This is a genomic window from Salinimicrobium tongyeongense (genome assembly GCF_026109735.1).
Lineage (GTDB): Bacteria > Bacteroidota > Bacteroidia > Flavobacteriales > Flavobacteriaceae > Salinimicrobium > Salinimicrobium tongyeongense.
In genome coordinates, this window is sequence record NZ_CP069620.1 from 2,307,913 (window position 1) to 2,330,734 (window position 22,822).

The window sequence follows — 22,822 nt, forward strand, 5'->3', positions numbered from 1 at the left end:
AAAAATGCCGTGACTTCGAGTGGATTTTGACTAGCGGAAGCTGGGGGAAATTTGTATCGAGAAGTCAGGCAGAGAAAGTAGAAACCAGATGTAAAAAAAATAAGAGGTGTCAAAAATGGCATTTTTGACACCTCTTCAGGAAAATTATTTTTAAATAATTTTCCGAAAAAATATCAATTTTGTAGCAGATGTGAAGTTCAAAGTTTTCACTTCAGCCTCAAATCATTAAATTTGCAACTGCCTGTAAAAGCCGGCAGTATTTAAATCTGAGAGATTATGTTCGAAAGTTTAAGCGATAAGTTAGATAATGCCTTACACGTCCTGAAAGGACACGGGCAAATTACCGAAGTTAACGTTGCCGAAACTCTGAAAGAGGTGAGGCGGGCCCTGGTTGATGCCGATGTCAATTATAAAATTGCCAAAGAATTTACTAGCAAAGTAAAGGAAAAGGCACTGGGGCAGGACGTGCTTACCGCTTTAAAGCCGGGGCAAATGATGGTGAAGCTGGTGAAAGACGAGCTTACCACGCTTATGGGAGGAGATGCCGAAGGGATCAATCTTTCAGGTAACCCGTCTGTGATCCTTATGTCGGGGCTTCAGGGAAGTGGTAAAACTACTTTTTCGGGAAAACTGGCGAATTACTTAAAAACAAAGAAGACAAAAAAACCACTTTTGGTGGCCTGTGATGTTTACCGTCCTGCAGCAATCAATCAGCTGCACGTGGTAGGAGACCAGGTTGGGGTTGAGGTTTTTAGTGATGAAGGCAACCAGGATCCGGTAGCGATTTCGAAAGCTGCTATTGCACATGCAAAAGCAAACGGACATAATGTGGTAATTATAGATACGGCCGGGCGTCTTGCTGTTGATGAAGCGATGATGACCGAAATTGCCAATATTCACAGTGCCATCCAGCCGCAGGAAACACTTTTCGTGGTAGATTCCATGACAGGGCAGGATGCTGTGAATACAGCCAAGGCTTTCAACGACCGACTCAATTTCGACGGGGTGATCCTCACAAAACTCGACGGGGATACCCGTGGTGGAGCTGCGATCTCCATTAAATCTGTTGTTAACAAGCCAATCAAATTTATTGGTACGGGTGAGAAGATGGATGCGATTGATGTTTTCTATCCTTCCCGTATGGCCGATCGTATTCTTGGCATGGGAGACGTGGTGTCTCTTGTTGAAAGGGCGCAGGAGCAGTATGATGAAGAGGAAGCGAGAAAACTTCAGAAGAAGATCGCCAAAAATGAATTTGGATTTGATGACTTTTTGAACCAGCTTCAGCAAATCAAGAAGATGGGATCGATGAAAGACCTTATGGGAATGATCCCCGGGGCGGGAAAAATGCTGAAGGATGTGGAGATCGATGACGATGCTTTCAAACCTATTGAAGCCATTATTCACTCCATGACCCCTGAAGAACGTTCAAAACCATCAATCATAAATGCATCCCGTAAGAAAAGAATCGGAAAAGGATCGGGAACCTCGGTACAACAGGTAAACCAGCTTTTAAAGCAGTTTAGCCAGATGAGCAAAATGATGAAAATGATGCAGGGCGGCGGCGGAAGAAAGATGATGCAGATGATGAAGGGAATGAAGTAAGTGGTCAGTGTTCAGTGATCGGTGTTCAGTGAGCAGCGAACATGATCTAAAACAGTATTATGAGATTTCAGGAGTTGTTTGCTTATCAAAAGTCCATTGAACTTTCAATGCAGATTTTTGAGGTTTCAAAATCTTTTCCAAAAGAAGAAACTTATTCCCTCACTGATCAAATAAGGAGATCTTCCCGGAGTGTATCTGCTGCTATTGCTGAAGCTTATAGAAAACGAGATTATCCAAGACATTTCACGAGTAAACTGACAGATGGAGATGCCGAAAACTCTGAAACTCAAGTATGGCTTGAATACGCCTATAGATGTTCCTACCTTCCTAAGATTGATTATCAAAGACTGGTTGGTGAGAGTGAGGAGGTTGGAAAACTAATAAATTACATGATCCTAAATCCAGGAAAATTTGGGGTGAAGAAGGCAGAATAAATTACATATTTTAAACTGATCACTGATCACTGAACACTGATTACTAATAACTGCATACTTATAAACATGGAGCTCCTCGACGGAAAAAAATTAAGCAACGACATTCAGGATGAAATTGCCCTGGAAGTTCAAAAAATGAAAGAACGCGGGGAGAAGGTCCCGCATTTAGCCGCTATTATTGTTGGTAGCGACGGTGCCAGCTTAACTTACGTGAATGCCAAGGTGAATGCCTGTAAGCGCGTGGGTTTTGAATCTTCAGAATACCGCATGTCTTCAAACACCAGTGAACTTGAACTCCTGGCAAAGATCGAAGAACTGAACAACAATGACGATATTGATGGCTTTATAGTGCAGTTGCCGCTTCCGCCGCAAATCAATACTCAAAAAGTGCTGTTGGCAGTGAACCCCGATAAGGATGTGGATGGATTTCACCCTACCAACTTTGGGAAGATGTCTCTTGATATGACTTCCTTTATTCCGGCGACTCCTTTCGGGATCCTGGAAATGCTGGAGCGGTACAACATTCCCACAAAAGGAAAACACACCTGTGTGATTGGACGTAGCTACATTGTGGGTCGGCCAATGAGTATCCTGATGGGAAGACAGGGGTTTCCCGGCAACTCTACAGTAACCCTTACGCACGAATTCACTAAAAATATTACCCAGATCACTTCTCAGGCTGATATTATTATCATTGCTGTAGGAATTCCAAATTTCCTTAAAGCTGAAATGATTAAAGATGATGCTGTAGTAATTGATGTGGGAATCACCCGCGTTCCCGATGAAGCCAAATCCAAAGGCTACAGGATAGTAGGGGATGTAGATTTCGAAAATGTTTCAAAAAAGGCAAGTTACATCACTCCTGTTCCCGGCGGAGTAGGGCCCATGACCATTGCCATGCTGCTTAAAAATACCCTGCTGGCCCGGGAGGCGCACCGTGCAAGGAGAAAAAGCGTCAAAAGCTAAATCTTGCTAATTACGAATTTAGCAGCCTGGCTTCATCGATCTTCCAGTCGAGATAAGCGTGTAGATCAGATTCAATGAACCGAACGGCAACTGTGAAAAGTGCAAAATCGTCTACATAGCCTACTCCCGGAAGAAAGTCGGGCAGCATATCCATAGGATTGAAAACATAGAGCAGGGTCAATCCAATTGCGGCAATAGTAAACCACGGCATTTGGGTGTATTTTCCTTTTCTGTAATCTTTAAGCATTCCGAACATGAGTTTTCCAAGTTCGGAATACTTTTTCATGCCCGAACTGTTTAACTTTTTGTCAATGGCCTCTTTATTGTTCATGACCATTTCAAGATCCCCATCATCAACTTTGGAAATTTCGGTCTCGAGGTAATCTTTGTTGAACTTCTTTTTTACATTCTCCAGCATAGCATTTTGTTTTTTAATTAAAGTTTGTTTTCTGTTTTTCCGTATTCATGCTTATATATCTTTAAGATAAGCAAAAACAGGGATACGAGCAAAGGCCCGAAAATAAGTCCTATAAATCCGAACAGCGGCACCCCAACCACAACCCCAAAAAGGGTGATAAGAGGGTGCACACTGGCGAGGCGGTTCAGGATGTAAAGGCGTAGGATGTTATCGGTAATCCCTACGATCACAAAGCCGTAAATGACAATGAATACCGCCTGCCACTCCATGCCCATGGAATATAACAGGATGGTGACGGGCACAATGCCTATGGCTGTTCCAATGAAAGGCACCATGGCGCCAATGGCAGTGATCACAAACCAGAATAAAGGATCGGGCACCCCTACGATGAGATAGCCAATCAAGGCGACTATTCCCTGGAAAAATGCCACCAGCGGAATTCCAAGGGCATTAGATTTTACCATTTCGTCGCCCTCCTGGCCAATAACCTCAAGATTTTCTTCGCCTAAAGGAATATATGAGATCACCATGTCTTTTAGTTTTTCCCGGTTCATCAACATGTAATAGAGCAAAAAATACATGATGCCTATGGCTATAAAAGCGTTGAAGGTTCCGGCACCAAGAGACTGAAGGTTGTTCGAGAGCCAGTTGGCTACCCGGGCCGAATCAATACTCTGGCTCAGGTCATAACCTATGTAGATCTCGGCTTCATTGATCTGGTTTTTTACTGCCTGCAGTACCATTTCTGAATTTGCCACCGCTTTGCCGATTTTTGAGGTAAGCATAATGGCAGTGAGGGTGATGGGCACAAGAATTCCCACAAAAGACAGGAACATGAGCAAAGCTGCTGCCAGTACAGGCTGCCAGCTTCTTTCTACCAGCCAGGTCATGGGCTTCCTAAGCACAACATACAGGGTAATGGCGCCAAGAACTCCGGAGAGATACGGCAAAATCTCCCGAAAGATCAAAACCAGCATGAATAAAATGAGAAGCAGTACGAACAACTGTCGTACTAAAGATGGTTTTAATCTGTTCATTTAGAAAGTAATTATTTCTCGAATAACTGGTCTATGTTTTTAAAAGCCTTAAACTCCAGGGCATTTCCACAGGGATCTTTAAAAAACATCGTGGCCTGCTCCCCGGGCTGGCCCTCAAACCGGATGTAGGGTGCTATGACAAAATTGATGTTCTTATCTTTCAGTTCCTTTGAGAAAGACTGAAAGCTGTCCCATTCCAGTACCACTCCAAAATGCGGAATTGGCACCTCTTTTCCGTCTACCGGGTTACTGCCGGTATTCCTTGTTTCGGAAGCAGCTTTGTAGTGTATTACGAGTTGATGCCCAAAGAAGTTGAAATCTACCCAATGGTCGCTGCTTCTGCCTTCTTCCAGGCCTAAAGTGTCTCTATAAAATTTCCTGGCCTTTTCCAGATTATCTACAGGAATGGCCAGGTGAAATGGCTGAATTTTCTGCATTTTTAGTGATTGCGTAGTGCGTTGATGAGTTCTTTTTTGCTCATTTTTGAGCGGCCTTCTATCCCCACCTCTTTAGCTTTGTTGTAGAGGTCTTCTTTGCTGCGCTCTTCATATTTGTCAGCTTTACCGCCTTTTTTGCCGGTGTTTTTCGAATTTGCAATTCTGGCGGCCTTCTCTTTACTCGCTCCTTTGTCCCTTAGAGCTTCGTATTGATCTTCATTTTTGATGCGATTGTCTGGCATAACTTTTTTCTTAAAATTAAGCAGTTATGCGCAATCATTTGCTTAATTGTGTGTTAAGATTCCCGGTTTCTTCGTTTGCTTCGGAAATTTTTACGGTTTTCCGGCTTTTTGCTGAAGGATTTTTTAGGAGTAGTGGGGGGTGACTTTGGCTGAGGGTTTTGCGAATTTGTCCCGGCCGAAGCATCTTCGGTTTTGCTTGAGTCGCCGGTTAAGCGGTCCAGTTCTTCCAGTTCTTTGGGGGTGATGTGGCGATATTGCCCTACAGGAACGTCCAGTTTGATGTTCATGATCCTTATTCGCTTTAGCTTTACCACTTCATAGCCTAAATATTCGCACATACGGCGTATCTGCCGGTTCAATCCCTGCGTGAGAATAATCCTGAAAACGAATTTGCTTAGTTGTTCCACCTCACAGTCACGGGTTACGGTGTCTAAAATGGGAATTCCTGAAGACATTCTTTTTATGAAATCAGGAGTGATCAACCGGTCTACAGTGACTATATATTCTTTTTCGTGGTTGTTCCTCGCCCTAAGGATCTTGTTCACAATGTCGCCATCATCGGTGAGCAAAATGAGGCCTTCACTGGGTTTGTCTAGGCGGCCAATGGGAAAGATACGCGTGGGAAAATTGATGTAGTCAATGATATTTTTCTTTTCGGCCGGGTTGGTGGTGCAAACAATGCCAATAGGTTTATTGAAAGCCAGGTAAACATTTTCCTTTTTTGGAGGAACTATGAGTTCGCCGTTCACTCGTACTTCATCTTCAGGGCTCACTTTGGTGCCCATTTCGGGAACTTCGCCATTAATGGTTACCCGTCCCTGTTCAATGAGCGCATCGGCTTTTCGGCGCGAGCAATAGCCCACTTCACTTAAATATTTATTTAAACGGGTAAGATTTTCAGAAGACATTCAGAAGGTTTAAAAGGTTAATCCCAGTCTACCATAAAGTATTTGATCTTGGCATCATCGGGAATTTGTGAAGCCTGTATACGGGTTTGGGTGTCGTAGCGCAATTCTACCGGCAGCTGTTTTTTGTCAATGGTCACATATACATTGAGTTCATCAATAAAAATAACGGCTGCGCTAAGGGTGTTCTCTATTCTTGAAATATCGTAGTTCTGTACAATATCCTGAAAAGTGCTTTCTTTCCCCAAACCTTTTGCTGTTTTATAACGCGGGTCGAGTACCTGAATAAACCCTATAGTGCTTGTGGAATCAAATGCCTGTACGGGTTCTATCAACAGGAGTTTATTGCCCTGGTTGTCGTAAACTTCAATTTCGTTGCTTTTTCTGTAAAGTTCGCTGTTGTTCACCTGCTTTACGAGAGAATCTTCAGCAAAGATAGAATCGAGCTGATTAATTTTAATATCACTGGTTAATCGCCCTATACTATTCGAGGTAATGAGAAAAGGATCCTGTTCTTTTTCGCAGGAAATAAAAAAACCGGCAGTGACAAAAAGTAGAAGTAAAAGACTTTTTCGCATGATGTTTGGGTGAGTTTTAGATTTTAATTTGTCTGTCAGCCCTTCTGAAGGCATGATAGGAGGTTTTATATTCAGGTATTTCATAAGTAGTTTGAGCTACTTGTGTCATTTTCCCTAATGTTATTCTTATTTTTGGCTCCTGCTTCCCCGTATTTTCCTTTACATGAAGAGCTTTTGTCTGTTTTAATAATCTGCAGTTCCATAATGATCTTTCAGTAAACGCAAACTTCTTCAATTTAATATGCTGAAGAAATTATCTTCTGAAAATGCCATTTTTGGAAGCCTTTTAAATTTTTTATAAAAGTAAGAATTGTACGGGATTGGCGGACTTTCTTACGGGCTTAAATTATCTAACTGCCGGATTTAAGAGGCTGAAGGTTCCGAGGGTTGCGTTCATTTTAGCCTGTATCCCGTTGGGAATAGTGAAGTTATCGCTAATGTGGCCAATCATACTGCCCGAAAATGCCGGAATATTTAATGGCTTCAAATAGTGGTCCAGAACTTCTTCTAGGGTCAGGGAGCCGTAACCTCCGGCGCCGCCGGGATCGCAATCGCTACATTTTCCGAAGATAAACCCGCTTACCTGCTCCAAAACTCCTCCCAGTTGCAACTGCGACATCATCCTGTCTACGGCGTAAATTTGTTCCCCCACATCTTCAAGATACAGGATCTTGTTTTTCCAGTTGGTGGGAAAATAGGGAGTGCCCATAAGGTTGGTAAGCACCGAGAGGTTACCGCCCAAAAGTTCGCCGGTTGCAGTGCCTGGGGTAATAGTCCGTATGCGGTTGCGGGTTTGGGCGAGCAACCCGTTCTTGTCTATAGGGTTAGAATATGCGATGGCTTCAGCATTAAAGAGCAGGTCTTTAAAATGATTTGCGGCAAAAGAATTCCAGGTGGAGGTGGCCAGGGGCCCATGAAAGGTGACGAGTCCTGTTTTTTCATAGATGGCCAGGTGCAATGCGGTAATATCGCTGTAACCAATGAATATCTTCGGATTTTTTTTGATTTCCTCATAATCGAGCAGTGGCAGGATTCTCGCTGCCCCCGAGCCACCCCTAAGGCAAATAATGGCATCAACTTCGGGGTCCCGCCACATGTCATTAAACTCGGAAGCCCTTTGTTCATCGGTACCTGCGAGGTGGCCGTGCCTGGTGCGCACAAATTCTCCCAGCTTCACCTTTAAGCCCAGTGCCTGCATAGATTCCACAGCAATTTCATAAGGTTCAGATTCATATATGGCCCCCGCAGGGCTCACTATACCTATGGTGTCACCTGTTGAGAGGCGTTTGGGTTTGGTGATATCCTGAAAAGCTGCCGCAACCGGAACTGAACTGGCTAAACTGTGAAAGGGAATTGCAAGGCTGCCAAGGCCCAGGTTGCGAAGGAAATTTCGTCTTTGCATGAAATATGTTTTAAAAATGGCATTTTTGAGCCTCCATAAAACTAATAATTTAAATGAATATTCCGCAGAATCATCTCCATGCCTGCTTTTATTTCTGCGGAAGGAACCATGTAATTATTGTTCATAAAGCTGAAGATGAGCACCTTCCCGCTTTTGGTTTTTAAGTAGCCGCTTAAAGCATGAACATTGCTGATTGTGCCGGTTTTAGCATAAATGTATGGTTCTTCGGCTTTGTAGAAGTTCCTGATGGTGCCAGATTCACCTCCGGCAGGGAGCAGCTCAAAAAGCCTTTTTTGAGGCACCTCTTTAGAGATCTTTTCCAGGAGCTCTACCACTGTTTTAGGAGTGAATTTATTGTAGATGGACAAACCAGAGCCATCTACCCACTTTATCTCCTGAGAAAGGTCCTGCAGGTGATTTTTCATTATATAATCAATGGCAATATCGGTTTTAAGCGTATCAGATATTTCCCTGGAACCCATAAGCAGCAGCTGCTCGGCTATAAAGTTGTCGCTAACCTGGAGCATCCGCTTGTACAGGCTATCTGTAGGAATGCTGTAGAGAATTTTACTATTTCTGAAATCGGCTTTTTGGGCCTCCAGCAGTTTAACCGGTTTTTTTAGAGTGTCGCTCAGTAACTGCGTTAGCAGCTGGGGCGAAGGAATAAAAGGAACAATTCGGCTTCGGTTTTCCGCTGTTTCGGGAGCATGGTATCGAAAAATATTCTGATTTCTATCGCGCAGCACCCCGAAACTGCCTCCCGTAGCCAGTGAATCCTTCCGAAGTAATTCTTCAAAATATAATGGTTTGGCAACCGGGATTTCTCCCTGTGGATTAGAGGTGAACCTGGCGTAATTTCCGTAGATGGGCATGGCAGAGCGTTCTACCGAATAGTAGTAATTGTAATCATCCCATGACCAGCCGGGGCCAAAATGCTTTTCTTCCACTATGGGCGGTGCGTAAAACAGGCTTTCATCTCTTTCCTTCAGAAAGTCATAAACAACGGCTGTTGAGTCGAGCTTGTCGTATAAAAAAGAAGGTTCGCCCGTCCCTCTAAAGATCAGGGAATCACCCTTGATCACGTACTCAAGACCTGCAGCAGAATCACCCAGGGTTTTTAAGCCTGCATAAAAGGTAAATAATTTGGTGTTTGAGGCCGGAGTAAAATATTTTCCAGAATTATGTTCAAAAACCACTTTTTTGGAAGCCGGGTCGTAGATATAGACTCCGGAAAATCCTGTTTTAAAAGCTGGGTATTCTTCTAAGGTGCTTTGTGCTTCCATAGTGAGCTTACGCGAGGAGGAGCAGGAGCTGAAGAGAAAAAGAAGCAGAATTAATTGAATTGCAAAGATTTTATTTGTTCGGTACAAGGGGTGACTTATTTTTTGTATTGATAGATTGGGTTAATGTAAGAAACTTTCACAGTAGTACGATAAAAAAATCCATCTGGAAAGAGCACTTAAAAACACCTTTTTTGGGAGGTATGCTTTTGCTGGTATAAGAGCAATGAGTTCGGGTTTTTATGTACCTTTGCCGCTTATGAAAGAACAGGAAATGAACGAGCTGGTGGAGCAGGGAAGGATGCTGCCGCTAATGGAAGAATTCTATACCATTCAGGGGGAAGGTTTTCACAAGGGTACTGCTGCTTACTTTATCAGGGTGGGTGGCTGTGACGTAGGTTGTCACTGGTGTGATGTCAAGGAAAGCTGGAATGCCAAACTACACCCTCCTACAGGGGTTGATACTATTGTTGAAAATGCTGTAAAATACAGCAATACGATCGTGGTGACTGGAGGTGAACCTCTTACCTGGAATATGGAGCCGCTTACCAGTGGTTTAAAGGCAAAAGGGGCGAAAATACACATTGAAACTTCGGGGGCTTACCCCGTGACAGGAACCTGGGACTGGATTTGCCTTTCTCCAAAGAAGATCAAGCTTCCCACACCCGAGATTTATGAAATCGCCCATGAGCTAAAGGTGATTGTTTTTAATAAGCACGACTTTCAGTTTGCAGAGGAGCAGGCGGCCAAAGTGAATGAGAACTGCATCCTTTACCTGCAACCGGAATGGAGCAACCGTGAAAAAATGATGCCTCTTATTGTAGATTACGTCATGCAGCACCCAAAATGGAAAGTCTCGCTGCAAACGCACAAGTATCTTAATATCCCATAAAAAAACGCCCTTCAAAAAGGGCGTTTTTTGTTCAGGTTATCTTTAATAATTACCGGGTTGTTTTAAATGAGATTTTTACATACCTGTCATCCCAGCCAATAAAGAGGTTTGCGCCTTCATTAGATTCAGCAAAACTCATTGACAAAGCTTCGATGGGTACAGGTGACTTTCTCACGGGTACGGTGATACGGGCAACATCTTTTTCAACATGATAGTCATATGCCCCCCAAATATTTGTGCTGTTATTTAATATGATTGTCCATTCTTTTTCCTTCGGAATGGTAAAAAGCGTGTAAGTTCCTTTTTTGATGGTTTTATCTCCTACCATCAGGTCCTGGTAGAGAGTGATCTCTGTGGCTTCATTGGCCCCCGTTCTCCACACTTCGCCGTAAGGCACAAGTTTTCCGAAGACTTCGCGATCGCGGGTTTGTGGCCGGCTGTACAATACCCTGGCCATAGGTTCATTGTTTTCGCCCCTAAAAAGAGCGACATCCATAGGGCTTACGTCAAGTTTTGAAAAATTTGGCCCGTCATTATCTTTTAAAGTTTCAGTGGTGTCCTGGGCGTGTAGCTGTGTGGTAAATGACCCGGCCATTACTGCAAACATTATAAAATATTTCTTCATTTCTTTTGATTTTGAATTATGGGTTAAATATAAATCATGCTGGCTAATAATTAGTTAAGGTTTTCTTTAAATCCGGTTAAAAAGATGCGAAACTCTAAAGTGAATTTTTTCTGAAACTGAAGATGATATTTCCGAGGTTTGGGAAAGCTCTCCAAAATGTGAATAATTAGGTAAATTTTTATGCTGGTGTAAAATTTTTCCAAAGAGAAAGGAATCGATTTCCGAAAGAAAAATAAAGGGAAACCGAATTTTTGGTCGGCTTCTCCAAACCGCTACAAGCGAGGATTTTTCCACAGAAATTGTTGATAACTTCAAGGCTTTAACAAGGGTGGGAGTGGTTTTACAGGCACGATTTTGGTATATTTGTTCGTTATAGAAATTGATAAAATTTTAACGAATTTAAATATGAGCGAAGAGGTTAAAAGAAGCAGTTATTCGGCTGACAGTATCCAGGCGCTGGAGGGGATGGAGCATGTGCGTATGCGCCCTTCCATGTACATTGGTGATACTGGGGTGAGGGGCTTGCATCACCTTGTGTATGAGGTGGTGGATAACTCTATTGATGAAGCGCTTGCCGGGCACTGTGATACTATTAGAGTAACCATAAACGAAGACAATTCTATTACTACAGAGGATAACGGTCGTGGTATTCCTGTAGATTTACATAAAAAAGAAGGCGTATCTGCACTTGAGGTGGTAATGACCAAGATAGGGGCAGGAGGAAAGTTTGACAAAGATTCGTATAAAGTTTCCGGAGGTCTTCACGGGGTTGGGGTAAGCTGTGTTAACGCCCTTTCCGATCACTTGAAGGCTACTGTTTATCGTGACGGAACTATCTGGGAACAGGAGTACGAAAGAGGAAAACCTCTTTATCCTGTGAAATCGGTGGGAACTACAGACCTGAACGGTACTATAGTTACCTTTAAGCCCGATCCCAGCATCTTTCAGCAAACTACAGAGTACAGCTATGACACCCTTGCCAGCAGGATGCGTGAACTTGCATTCCTCAATAAAGGGATCAAAATCACTTTGACCGATAGGAGGGAGAAAGATGACAAAGGGGAATTTATTTCTGAAGTCTTTCATTCTGAAGAAGGTTTAAAGGAATTTATCAAATTTCTTGACGGTACCAGGGAACCAATCATTAGCGAAGTAATCGCCATTGAGGGTGAGAAGAATGATATTCCTGTTGAGGTGGCTATGGTGTACAACACTTCCTTCAACGAAAATCTTCACTCATACGTTAACAATATCAATACCCACGAAGGAGGAACACACCTTGCCGGCTTCAGGAGAGGTTTGACAACTACTTTGAAAAAATACGCCGATTCTTCAGGCCTGCTTGATAAGCTGAAATTCGAAATTTCGGGAGATGACTTCCGCGAAGGATTGACTGCAATTGTTTCTGTAAAAGTTTCAGAACCCCAGTTTGAAGGCCAGACCAAGACCAAACTCGGGAACAGGGAAGTTACTGCTGCTGTTTCACAGGCGGTTTCTGAAATGCTTGAAAATTACCTTGAGGAGAACCCCAATGATGCCAAGACCATTGTTCAGAAAGTGATTCTTGCGGCCCAGGCCCGGCATGCGGCCAAAAAGGCCCGTGAAATGGTGCAGCGCAAGACCGTGATGAGCGGTGGTGGCTTGCCTGGTAAGCTTTCTGACTGTGCTTCCCAGGATCCGCATGAAAGTGAAGTGTTCCTTGTTGAGGGAGACTCGGCGGGAGGAACGGCCAAGCAGGGTCGTGACCGTCACTTCCAGGCTATTCTGCCGTTGAGGGGTAAGATACTTAACGTTGAAAAAGCCATGAGCCATAAGGTTTTTGAGAACGAAGAAATCAAGAACATCTATACCGCACTTGGGGTGACCATTGGTACCGAAGAAGACAGTAAGGCGTTGAACCTGTCGAAACTGAGATACCACAAGATCGTGATCATGTGTGATGCCGATGTTGACGGTAGTCACATTGCCACTTTGATCCTTACCTTCTTCTTTAGGTATATGAAAGAGTTGATTGAAGCGGGCCACGTGTATATTGCTACTCCGCCACTTTACCTTATCAAAAAAGGAAGCAAGAAACGCTACGCCTGGAACGACCGGGAGCGGGACGAAATTGCCAACTCTTTTAGTGGAGGGGTAAGCGTGCAGCGATACAAAGGTCTTGGAGAGATGAACGCTGAACAATTGTGGGATACTACAATGAATCCTGAATTTAGGACACTGCGCCAGGTGACGATAGACAACACCAGCGAAGCCGATAGGATCTTCTCTATGCTTATGGGTGATGAGGTGCCGCCGCGAAGGGACTTTATTGAAAAGAACGCAGTTTATGCAAATATTGATGCTTAAACAAATTTTAAATAACCTGAAAAACCCTGCTGAAAAGCGGGGTTTTTTGTTTGCCCTAATCTGCTGAAGAAGCTATGCTTTTTTTGCTATTTTTACTCAACTACAAAACCTGAATATTGTGAAAAAATTATTTTATCTGTCCCTTGTTTTTCTTCTGCCCTCTGGCCTGGTTGCCCAAACTGGAGATAATTCTCAACTTTTCATTAACGATATGCTTGTGCTGGCCAAAAACTTTGCACAACCTGCTGCCGATGGGGCTTCTTATCAGGCTAGTGCCGGCTGGTTTAGTTCGGCTACCGCCCTGGAGAAATGGGATCTTAGAATTGCAGTGCATGGAAATGCCCTTTTTGTGCCCAACGATAAAAAATCCTTTAACCTGAGTAACAGCGATCTTGAATTGCTTGAAATGGAGGGAGTGACATCTGCTTCTTTTCCTACAGCTTTTGGGGCTAGCACTTCAGATTATTTTGTTGGGGATGTGACTTTTGAAAATCCCCTCACCGGCGGGGTACTCACTGAGTCTGTGCGCTTTAAAGGGATTGACGGAATCAACAGGGATTATGTGCCTCATGCTTTTGTTCAGGCTTCGGTGGGGGTATCTGCAGGTACAGAAATTACTGTACGTGCAATGCCCGAAGTTGCCATAGACGGTGTTACCGCCAGTACATATGGTATAGGGGCAAAACACAGCCTAAGCCAGTATTTCAATAATGTTTATCCCGAAGATTTTCAGCTTGCCTTTGGGGCTGCATACAGTGTGCTGAATGTAGATTACGAATTTGAACCTATTTCGGTTCAAAATTTTTTGACGATGAATCATATTGTTGTAGATGCAAATCTTTTCCTGGCTGAAATTATAGGTTCTAAAAGATGGAGTTACTTTGAGGTTTTTGCCGCTGCAGGAATCATGAACTCCAGCTTTGATTACGAAATGGGGGGAGATGGCATTGCCTTACCTCGTGTGAACGAAGAACTTGGGGAAATTGAAGGTGGGCAAACCCAATTTAAAGGAGACCTGGGGTTGAACCTGTATTTTAGCCGATTTAGGCTTAACGCGATGTTGTCGGCAGGCGATTTTTTCAATGCCAATATCGGTCTTGCGGTGGGCATATAATCTGTGCTTTTTACGGCTTTTTTTGAGAGAAAAATCCTCTGAAATTCGTACTTTAGCGAGACTATTAATCAAACTAACTCACAATGAAAGTTACTATAGTAGGTGCCGGAGCTGTTGGAGCCAGCTGCGCGGAATATATCGCCATTAAAAATTTTGCTTCCGAAGTAGTTCTTATTGATATTAAAGAGGATTATGCCGAAGGTAAGGCCATGGATCTCATGCAAACTGCTTCGCTTTTAGGATTCGATACGAAAATTACCGGAAGTACAAATGATTACTCTAAAACAGCAAATTCAGACATTGCTGTTATTACCAGTGGGGTGCCACGTAAGCCGGGTATGACCCGCGAAGAATTGATTGGGATCAATGCCGATATCGTAAAATCGGTTTCTGAGAGCCTTCTGGAGCATTCTCCCAATGCAACCCTTATCGTGGTAAGTAACCCAATGGATACCATGACTTACCTGGTGCATAAAACTACTAACCTTCCGAAGAATAAAATTATAGGAATGGGTGGAGCTTTAGACAGCGCCCGTTTTAAATACAGAATTAGTGAAGCCCTTGAGTGCCCGGCATCAGATGTTGACGGGATGGTGATAGGTGGCCACAGTGATACAGGAATGGTGCCTTTAACCAGGCTGGCCACCCGTAACTCTGTGCCTGTTTCCAAATTCCTTTCTGAAGATCGCATCAGCCAGATTTCTGAAGATACCAAGGTAGGAGGGGCAACCCTTACCAAGATGCTTGGTACCAGTGCATGGTATGCCCCTGGAGCAGCTGTTTCTTCTTTAGTGCAGGCCATTGCATGTGACCAGAAGAAAATGTTCCCATGTTCTGCCCTTTTAGAAGGGGAATACGGGCTTAACGACCTTTGTATTGGTGTGCCGGTGATCCTTGGAAAAGACGGGATCGAGAAAATTGTTGAGATAGAACTTGACGATGCCGAAAAAGCCAAGCTTAAGGAAAGTGCTTCAGGAGTTTCCAAAACAAACGATCTTCTGGAAGTAAAGAAATAACAGCGATTACATATTAACTTAAAGAAGCTTCTCAAAAGTGCCATTTTTGAGGGGAATTTCCGGCCCGAGAATTCATCGGTATTTACGGGAACCCACATTTAAGGTGCTCTTGGCGAGCTTCTTTTTTTGGTTTTAAAAGTTAATTTTTTCAAAAAATATAATTGGGATTTCTATCTTGAAAACCTATATTTGTCCGTTTTTAAAAAATGAACATAAATTAAAGAATAATGCAGAACAAGGGAATAATCAAGGTATTTGCAATTTTGTTTGCCCTGGTATGTATCTACCAGTTGTCTTTCACCTTTATTGCTGGCAATATTGAGGGAGATGCCGCAGAATTTGCACAGCAGGAAGTCCCCGAGAGTGTTGATGGTTACATTACAGCCAGGGAACGAGCAGAACAGAGGTATCTTGATTCCATTGGGAATGAAGAGGTGTTTCTTGGAATCACCTACAATTCGGCTAAAGAAAAAGAGCTTAACAAAGGGCTAGACCTTAAAGGAGGGATTAACGTAATTCTCCAGATTTCGGTTAAAGATATCCTTAGGGAACTCGCTAATAACAGTAAAGATCCTGCTTTTAACCAGGCGCTGTTAAAAGCAGACGAAGCACAAAAAACAAGTCAGGAGAACTATCTTGACCTCTTCTTTGAAGCTTTTGAAGAAATTCCGGATGCCCGCCTTGCTTCTCCCGATATTTTTGCAAACAGAAACCTTAGCGATGAGATCAATTTTGAAATGACTAATGAGGAGGTAAAGCCTATCATTAGGAGAAAAATTGACGAGTCTATAGTTTCGGCCTTTGAAGTACTTAGAAAACGTATCGATAAATTTGGGGTAACCCAACCAAACATTCAGCGCCTTGGTTCTTCAGGAAGGATTCTTGTTGAATTACCGGGAGCTAAAGAAATTGAGCGTGTAAAAGACCTTTTACAGAGTACAGCTCAGTTGGAGTTCTGGCATGTATACAAGAGCAATGAATTCCAGAACTTCTTTGTGCAGGCCAACAACCTGCTTAAGCAAATGGAGCTGGAAAAAACCGCAGAGGCCGATGTAGATACTACCGGGGCCGGGCAGGATGAGATCGATGCTCTTTTAGAGTCGGCCAGTGATACTGCACAGGTCGCAGAACAAAACAATCCTTTGTTTGACCTTATGGCTTCTCCGGGTTTCCAGGGAGGGCCGGTTCTTGCAACATTTAATATTGAAGATACTGCCCGGGTAAGGGAATATCTTAATATGTCTCAGGTGCGCAACCTGCTTCAAGGGGAACAGCGCTACGCTAAGTTCGTTTGGGGTATTACAGAGGAAGATGATGCTGTTGCTCCCCTATACGCCCTAAGAGGTAACAGGCAAAATGAACCGCCGCTTTCAGGAAGTGTGATCACCGATGCCACCCAGGCTTACGACCAGGTTGGTAGAGTTGCGGTAACTATGCAAATGAACGGAAAAGGAGCAAAGACCTGGGAAGAGATGACTGCTCTTGCTGCTGAAAACCAAAGCCAGATCGCTATTGTTCTAGACAACGTGGTTTATTCTGCGCCAGGTGTATCTCAGGCAGGAGGAATTTCAGGTGGTAGAAGTGAGATCACAGGAGATTTTACTATCACCGAAGGTCAGGATTTAGCTAACGTATTACGTGCAGGTAAACTTCCTGCTTCCGCAGATATCGTGCAGAGTGAGATCGTTGGCCCTTCCCTTGGGCAGGAAGCTATAGATAGCGGTATCATGTCTTTCGCCATTGCGTTGATCCTGGTATTGCTCTGGATGATCTTTTACTACGGAAAAGCCGGTGTTTTTGCCGATATCGCCCTTGTTGTAAACATCCTTTTCATCTTTGGGGTGCTGGCCGGCCTTGGTGCAGTGCTTACTTTACCTGGTATTGCGGGTATCGTACTTACCATTGGTATGTCGGTAGATGCGAACGTGCTTATATTTGAGCGTATCAGGGAAGAATATTCTAAAGGAAAGGTGCAGAAAGATGCAATTAGAGATGGTTTCAGCAACGCACTTTCTTCCATTCTTGATGCCAACATTACTACCGGTCTTACCGCGTTGATCCTTTTGGTTCTTGGAACAGGGCCTATTAAAGGCTTTGCCACCACTTTGTTAATTGGTATTGCAACGTCGCTTTTCACCGCAATCTTTATCACAAGATTGTTTATAGACAACTATGCAAAGAACCCTAACAAGAGCCTGGACTTCTCTACAGGAATGACCAAAAACTTATTCTCGGGTCTCAATATCCAGTTCCTTGAAAAGAGAAAGACTTTTTACGTGGTGTCGGGGATATTCCTGCTGGTGAGCTTAGGTTCATTGTTCACCCAGGGCTTAAACCAGGGAGTGGATTTTGTAGGAGGAAGAAGCTATACCGTTAGATTCGACCAGGCCGTGAACCCTACCGAACTTGAAGATAACCTGGTTGCCGAATTTGGTAGTGCCAGTGCCAAAACCTTTGGAGCTGCAAACCAGATCAAGGTTACAACCAAATATAAAGTGGAAGAAGAGGGTAGCGAAGTAGATGAGGAGATCTCCCAAAAGCTTTACAGTGCGGTACAATCTTATCTTCCCGAAGGTACTACTTATGAAGATTTCACTGTAGGAGCCGAAGGGGAAAGAGAGATTGGAATTATGCAATCTATCAAAGTAGGCCCTTCTATAGCCGATGATATCAAGCAGGCTTCTATTTGGGCGGTACTTGGTTCCCTTTTGGTGATCTTCCTTTACATCCTGTTGAGGTTTAGAAAGTATCAGTTCTCATTGGGTGCTGTAGTAGCCGTAATCCACGACGTGCTCATCGTACTCGGGGTTTTCTCCCTAACCTACAAGTTCATGCCTTTCAACATGGAGATCGATCAGGCCTTTATCGCTGCGATCCTTACCGTGGTGGGGTATTCGCTTAACGATACCGTGGTTATTTTCGACAGGATCAGGGAATTTTTTAACGAGCACCCGTCCTGGACCAGAAAAGATGCCATCAATGCAGCTATCAACAGTACGGTTAGCCGTACGGTGAACACCTCTTTAACTACCCTTGTGGTACTTCTTGCCATCTTCATTTTTGGAGGCGAAAGCATTAGAGGCTTCATGTTTGCACTTATCGTGGGGGTTATTGTAGGTACTTATTCTTCTATCTTTATTGCGACGCCAGTTACTTACGATACCTTCAATAAAGAGACTAAAAGAAGAAAGCTGAAGCAAAAAGAAACTGTGGCTTAAGCCCGGAGCATATAATTATATTTAGAGAGCCTTTCTTCGGAAAGGCTCTTTTTTTTGCCCTTTTTGAGAGGTATGTAAGGCTCTTGTTTAGGGAGTACAATAATTTCTGCGGAAATCTTTTCTTCGGAAGTGCAGTCAGTCAATTTGGACTAGCTGAAGCAGTAAATCCAGTATTACACTAGTTGTTTCTTTGCCCACTTCTTCGGAAGGTAAACCTGAAGGTTCTCCTTTTCTTATACTGAAAATATTTCCGAAGTGATCATTTTACTCCTGAGATAAAACGTAAAACTGGAGCAGATTCTTTTATAAACACCCCTCAAAAATGGCATTTTTGGCTTCCGATAAAACCAGGAATAAATTGGTGCTGCTTTTTGTATTGAGATTAACTCTTAAAAAAAGAGGCTAAAGAATTGAGCCGGGAACAGGAAAGGCCAGAAAGAAAATACTCTTCAAAAATGGCATTTTTGAAGAGTATTTTGAAATTATTTTCGGTTCAAAATAAGGCTGTCTCCCACAGCAAGCTTCCATTTATCTGAAAGTCCTGCGTTGATTTCCAGTACGTATTGAGCCGGCTTTTCCGAAGGGATTGTCTCAAGGCTCTTCGGTTTCGCATTCTTCTGGATGCTTACAATCTTATTGTTTGCACCAAGAAAGATGAGGTCGAGCGGAATATTAGTGTTTTTCATGTAAAATCCGCGGGGTGCTTCATTTTCAAAAATAAACAGCATTCCCTGGGAATCTTCCATAGTTGTGCGGTACATCAGGCCTGTTTCGCGCTGATAATCGTCATCGGCTATTTCCAATTGCAGGTGCTTGATGGTGTCACCAGTTTCTTTTGTTAGGTAAGCCTCGGCTTCTTTCGTAAAAGTAATAGGTTCGGCGATATCCTGCTGTACAGTTTCTTTGTTATCCTTGCAGCTCAGCAGCACGCTTGCAGCGAGAAAAATGCTGTAAAAAGTGCTTTTTCTTATCATTTTACGCGACTTTTAGTCGATGGCCTGTACATGAAGTAGAAACCGGCAATGATAAACGGAATACTCAGCCATTGACCTGTATTCAATACCCAGTTCACCCTTTCGCCTACCTGTGGCTCCTTGACAAATTCCACGAAAAAGCGTATAGACCAAAGCAGCACGAGAAAAAGCCCGAAAATATAACCCAGTTTTTCCCTTTTTAAGGTTTTCCAGTAGGTGAACCAAAGGATTAGAAATACCACCAGGTAGCAGGCTGCTTCATACAGCTGGGCCGGATGTCTTGCAAAATCTTCTCCCAGTTTGGTGAAGACTACCCCAAAGTCGCTGTTTGTAGGTTTTCCTATGATTTCAGAATTCATGAAGTTCCCGATGCGTACAAAAATCCCGCCGCAGGCTACGGGAATAACGATCCTGTCTAAAATCCACAGTACGGGTTTGTGCAGTACGTTGCGGCAGTACAGGTACATGGCGGTAATAATTCCAATTGCGGCACCGTGGCTGGCAAGACCTCTAAAACCGGTGAATTCAAACTCGGGTTCGAACCTTACGGGCAGGAAAATTTCGAGCAGGTGGTTTTGAAAATAATCCCAGTCGTAAAAGATAACGTGCCCAAGCCGGGCGCCAATCAGGGTGGCCAAAACGGTATAAATGAACAGGGAATCAAGTTTTTCGAGGGCAATCCCTTCCCTTTCGTAAATGCTCTTCATAAGGTACCAGCCTATAGTGAAGGCAACAACGAACATTAAACTATAGTAGTGGATGACGAAAAATCCCAGATCAATTCCTTCGGAAGGATTCCAGTAGATTTTATTGAAAAGCATGAAGTGGTTTTATTGTTGGAAGGTAAAGATACATATTTGGCGCCTTTCCTGATTATTTTTCCTCCTGAAGTTTCTTGGGAACAGGGTCATATCCCTGTCCGCCCCACGGATTGCAGCTGGCAATTCGTTTTACGGAAAGCCAGCCTCCTTTAAAAAGGCCGTGTGTTTGAAGGGCTTCAACAGTGTATTGAGAGCAGGTAGGCGTGTAGCGGCAGGTGGCCGGTGTGAGTGGCGAAATAAACCTCTGGTAAATTCTTACCAATCCTATAAGTGGATATGTAAGCCACTTTCTCACGTCATGGTTTTTATTATTCTATAGAGAAGCTGGTGCTGTCTTTGCCATCCTTCAGCTGAATGCCCATTTGCGACAGCTCATCCCTTATCTTGTCGCTGGTGGCAAAATCTTTATTGGCCCTGGCTTCTGCCCTTAACTTGATGAGCAGTTCTACAGTGCCCGAAAGTTTATTTCCGAAGTCATTATTGCCGGCTTCAGAAGTATCTATGAGCCCCAATACGTCAAAAATAAAGTCGGACATTGTCTTTTTCAGCAATTCGAGGTCTTCGGCTTTAATTTTGGCCTTTCCGTCTTTAATGATGTTGATCTGCTTTACGGCTTCAAAAAGTTGCGCAATGAGGATGGGGCTGTTAAAATCATCGTTCATGGCGTCATAGCATTTCTGCCTCCATTCAACTACATCAAAATCGGATGTTGCAGCAGTTTCAAGATGATCAAGCGCGTGATAGGCATCCATTAACCGCTGAAAACCTTTTTCGCTGGCCAGTAGTGCCTCGTTTGAAAAGTCGAGGATGCTCCTGTAGTTGGCCTGCAACATAAAGAACCTTGCAACTGTAGGTGCAAATCCTTTTTCGAGATTAGGGTTGTCTCCTGTAAAGATCTCGTTGGGCAGGATGTTATTGCCGGTGCTTTTTGCCATTTTCTTGCCGTTAAGGGTAAGCATATTGGCATGCATCCAGTAATTTACCGGTGTTTTACCGGTAGCGGCTTCGCCCTGGGCGATCTCACACTCGTGATGCGGGAATTTTAGGTCCATACCGCCGCCGTGAATATCAAATTCTTCCCCCAAATACTTTGAGCTCATCACGGTGCATTCAAGGTGCCAGCCTGGAAAACCGTCGCTCCAGGGGGAAGGCCAGCGCATAATGTGCTGCGGTTCGGCTTTTTTCCAGAGTGCAAAATCCTGCGGATTCTTCTTGTCGCTTTGGGCTGTGAGCTCCCTGGTGTTGGGAATCATATCTTCCAGCTTCCTTCCGCTTAACTTTCCGTAGTCATGAGATTCGTTGAACCTGATCACGTCAAAATAGACAGAGCCGTTAGCTTCATAAGCATAACCTTTCTCAAGGATTTCTTTGATAACTTCTATCTGTTCAACGATATGACCGGTTGCGGTAGGCTCAATGGAGGGAGGAAGGTTGTTGAACTTCTGCAGAATATTGTGAAAATCTACAGTGTATCGCTGTACAACTTCCATAGGCTCAATTTGCTCGAGCCTTGCTTTTTTGGCGATCCTGTCTTCGCCTGAATCTGCATCATTTTCTAAATGTCCGGCATCTGTAATGTTGCGAACATACCGCACTTTATAGCCCAGGTGTTTTAAGTATCTAAAAACGAGGTCAAAGGAGATGAATGTGCGGCAATTGCCAAGGTGCACATTACTGTAAACTGTGGGGCCACAAACGTACATGCCCACGGTCCCTTCGTTGATAGGTTTAAAAATTTCCTTTTCGCCCGAGATCGAGTTGTAGATCTTTAATTCCTGTTGCTGGTAGAGTGCCATAAAAAATGAACAGATTTAGAATTCGGTTTCCAGATTGATGTAGTCTAAAAAGTCGCGTCTTGCCTCAGGATCTTTAAATCTTCCGCCGTATTCGCTGGTCACGGTGCTGCTTTCAATATCCCTTATTCCGCGGCTGTTCACGCACAGGTGCTTGGCGTCAATTACGCAGGCAACATCTTCGGTACCCAGTACCTCCTGTAGTTCCTTCACAATCTGCATGGTTAGCCTTTCCTGTACCTGTGGGCGTTTGGCGTAGTAATCTACGATCCGGTTCATTTTTGAAAGTCCTACTACGGTACCGTTAGAAATGTAGCCTACATGCGCTCTTCCTACTATTGGCAGCAGGTGGTGTTCACAGGTAGAGTAGAGGGTAATGTTTTTTTCTACCAGCATTTCCCCGTACTTATACTTGTTCTGGAAAGTAGAGGCCTTTGGTTTTAACTGAGGGTGAAGGCCGCCAAAGATCTCTTTGACAAACATTTTGGCTACGCGCTTTGGTGTTCCCTTTAGGCTGTCATCAGTCAGGTCAAGGCCAAGGGTATCCATGATGTTTTTTACATCTTTTTGTATGCGCTCAATCTTTTCTTCATCACTTATGTCGAATGCATCTTTACGCATGGGAGTTTCTGTGTTTGGGCTAACAAAAGCATCTCCCATTTCATCAATAGCCTCGTCTATGTTGTCTTTTTTCATAATTCTATATAAAGTAGAGTCTA

The 22,822-nt window shown here is 43.6% G+C and carries 22 protein-coding genes; 8 read left to right on the forward strand and 14 right to left on the reverse strand.

Features of this window, described 5'->3' with window-relative positions:
* The first annotated feature begins 276 nt into the window (after nt 1-276).
* The 3 genes from ffh (at nt 277) to JRG66_RS10280 (ending at nt 3,005) form a co-directional block, all read left to right on the forward strand.
* Nucleotides 277-1,605, forward strand: a complete 1,329-nt coding sequence (gene ffh, locus JRG66_RS10270; RefSeq protein ID WP_265162675.1) for a signal recognition particle protein — start codon at nt 277-279, stop codon at nt 1,603-1,605.
* 59 nt (nt 1,606-1,664) lie between these two features.
* The gene (locus JRG66_RS10275) at nt 1,665-2,039 is read left to right on the forward strand and encodes a four helix bundle protein (protein ID WP_265162676.1); all 375 of its coding nucleotides are present in this window, start codon (nt 1,665-1,667) and stop codon (nt 2,037-2,039) included.
* Between the two features lie 66 nt (nt 2,040-2,105).
* Nucleotides 2,106-3,005 carry a bifunctional 5,10-methylenetetrahydrofolate dehydrogenase/5,10-methenyltetrahydrofolate cyclohydrolase gene (locus JRG66_RS10280; protein ID WP_265162677.1) on the forward strand — a complete coding sequence of 300 codons (900 nt, stop codon included), beginning with the start codon at nt 2,106-2,108 and terminating at the stop codon, nt 3,003-3,005.
* Nucleotides 3,006-3,015: 10 nt separating this feature from the next.
* On the opposite strand, the gene JRG66_RS10285 is transcribed toward JRG66_RS10280, so the two are convergent.
* The 8 genes from JRG66_RS10285 to dacB form a co-directional block, all read right to left on the reverse strand.
* Nucleotides 3,016-3,423 carry a YkvA family protein gene (locus tag JRG66_RS10285; protein WP_265162678.1) on the reverse strand — a complete coding sequence of 136 codons (408 nt, stop codon included), beginning with the start codon at nt 3,421-3,423 and terminating at the stop codon, nt 3,016-3,018.
* 17 nt (nt 3,424-3,440) lie between these two features.
* The gene (locus JRG66_RS10290; RefSeq protein WP_265162679.1) at nt 3,441-4,460 is read right to left on the reverse strand and encodes an AI-2E family transporter; all 1,020 of its coding nucleotides are present in this window, start codon (nt 4,458-4,460) and stop codon (nt 3,441-3,443) included.
* 11 nt (nt 4,461-4,471) lie between these two features.
* On the reverse strand, nt 4,472-4,897 hold the full coding sequence (locus JRG66_RS10295; protein WP_265162680.1) for a VOC family protein: 426 nt from the start codon (nt 4,895-4,897) through the stop codon (nt 4,472-4,474).
* A gap of 2 nt (nt 4,898-4,899) precedes the next feature.
* Nucleotides 4,900-5,139, reverse strand: coding sequence for a DUF7218 family protein (locus JRG66_RS10300; protein WP_265162681.1), 240 nt, complete (start codon nt 5,137-5,139; stop codon nt 4,900-4,902).
* A gap of 53 nt (nt 5,140-5,192) precedes the next feature.
* Entirely contained in the window at nt 5,193-6,047 is an 855-nt protein-coding gene (rluF, locus tag JRG66_RS10305; RefSeq protein ID WP_265162682.1) for a 23S rRNA pseudouridine(2604) synthase RluF, read from the reverse strand.
* A gap of 17 nt (nt 6,048-6,064) precedes the next feature.
* A complete protein-coding gene (locus JRG66_RS10310; RefSeq protein ID WP_265162683.1) occupies nt 6,065-6,706 on the reverse strand; it encodes a hypothetical protein in 642 nt (213 codons plus the stop codon).
* A gap of 262 nt (nt 6,707-6,968) precedes the next feature.
* Nucleotides 6,969-8,024 carry a S66 peptidase family protein gene (locus JRG66_RS10315; protein ID WP_265162684.1) on the reverse strand — a complete coding sequence of 352 codons (1,056 nt, stop codon included), beginning with the start codon at nt 8,022-8,024 and terminating at the stop codon, nt 6,969-6,971.
* Between the two features lie 41 nt (nt 8,025-8,065).
* Nucleotides 8,066-9,307 (reverse strand): D-alanyl-D-alanine carboxypeptidase/D-alanyl-D-alanine endopeptidase, encoded by a 1,242-nt coding sequence (gene dacB / locus JRG66_RS10320; protein ID WP_265162685.1) that lies wholly within the window; start codon nt 9,305-9,307, stop codon nt 8,066-8,068.
* Nucleotides 9,308-9,563: 256 nt separating this feature from the next.
* Here dacB and JRG66_RS10325 point away from each other — a divergent pair, with 256 nt between their 5' ends.
* Entirely contained in the window at nt 9,564-10,196 is a 633-nt protein-coding gene (locus JRG66_RS10325) for a 7-carboxy-7-deazaguanine synthase QueE (RefSeq protein ID WP_265162686.1), read from the forward strand.
* 49 nt (nt 10,197-10,245) lie between these two features.
* On the opposite strand, the gene JRG66_RS10330 is transcribed toward JRG66_RS10325, so the two are convergent.
* Nucleotides 10,246-10,821: a DUF2911 domain-containing protein gene (locus JRG66_RS10330; RefSeq protein WP_265162687.1), complete on the reverse strand. Its 576-nt coding sequence runs from the start codon at nt 10,819-10,821 to the stop codon at nt 10,246-10,248.
* 405 nt (nt 10,822-11,226) lie between these two features.
* Here JRG66_RS10330 and gyrB point away from each other — a divergent pair, with 405 nt between their 5' ends.
* The 4 genes from gyrB to secDF all read left to right on the forward strand — a co-directional run bounded on the left by gyrB (nt 11,227) and on the right by secDF (nt 18,515).
* Nucleotides 11,227-13,167 carry a DNA topoisomerase (ATP-hydrolyzing) subunit B gene (gene gyrB / locus JRG66_RS10335; RefSeq protein ID WP_265162688.1) on the forward strand — a complete coding sequence of 647 codons (1,941 nt, stop codon included), beginning with the start codon at nt 11,227-11,229 and terminating at the stop codon, nt 13,165-13,167.
* 118 nt (nt 13,168-13,285) lie between these two features.
* The gene (locus JRG66_RS10340; protein WP_265162689.1) at nt 13,286-14,281 is read left to right on the forward strand and encodes a DUF6588 family protein; all 996 of its coding nucleotides are present in this window, start codon (nt 13,286-13,288) and stop codon (nt 14,279-14,281) included.
* Between the two features lie 83 nt (nt 14,282-14,364).
* A complete protein-coding gene (gene mdh / locus JRG66_RS10345; RefSeq protein ID WP_265162690.1) occupies nt 14,365-15,297 on the forward strand; it encodes a malate dehydrogenase in 933 nt (310 codons plus the stop codon).
* A 227-nt stretch (nt 15,298-15,524) separates the two neighbouring features.
* The gene (gene secDF, locus JRG66_RS10350; protein ID WP_265162691.1) at nt 15,525-18,515 is read left to right on the forward strand and encodes a protein translocase subunit SecDF; all 2,991 of its coding nucleotides are present in this window, start codon (nt 15,525-15,527) and stop codon (nt 18,513-18,515) included.
* 482 nt (nt 18,516-18,997) lie between these two features.
* Here secDF and JRG66_RS10355 read toward each other — a convergent pair whose 3' ends face one another.
* The 5 genes from JRG66_RS10355 to folE are packed head-to-tail and all read right to left on the reverse strand — an operon-like array spanning nt 18,998 to nt 22,799.
* Nucleotides 18,998-19,489, reverse strand: coding sequence for a DUF192 domain-containing protein (locus JRG66_RS10355; RefSeq protein ID WP_265162692.1), 492 nt, complete (start codon nt 19,487-19,489; stop codon nt 18,998-19,000).
* On the reverse strand, nt 19,486-20,310 hold the full coding sequence (lgt, locus tag JRG66_RS10360) for a prolipoprotein diacylglyceryl transferase (RefSeq protein WP_265162693.1): 825 nt from the start codon (nt 20,308-20,310) through the stop codon (nt 19,486-19,488). Before lgt ends, JRG66_RS10355 begins: the two co-directional genes overlap by 4 nt.
* A gap of 52 nt (nt 20,311-20,362) precedes the next feature.
* Complete coding sequence (yidD, locus tag JRG66_RS10365) at nt 20,363-20,605, reverse strand: membrane protein insertion efficiency factor YidD (protein ID WP_265162694.1); 243 nt, start codon at nt 20,603-20,605, stop codon at nt 20,363-20,365.
* Nucleotides 20,606-20,618: 13 nt separating this feature from the next.
* Entirely contained in the window at nt 20,619-22,106 is a 1,488-nt protein-coding gene (gene cysS, locus JRG66_RS10370) for a cysteine--tRNA ligase (RefSeq protein ID WP_265162695.1), read from the reverse strand.
* A gap of 15 nt (nt 22,107-22,121) precedes the next feature.
* Complete coding sequence (gene folE, locus JRG66_RS10375) at nt 22,122-22,799, reverse strand: GTP cyclohydrolase I FolE (protein ID WP_265162696.1); 678 nt, start codon at nt 22,797-22,799, stop codon at nt 22,122-22,124.
* Nucleotides 22,800-22,822: the final 23 nt, after the last annotated feature.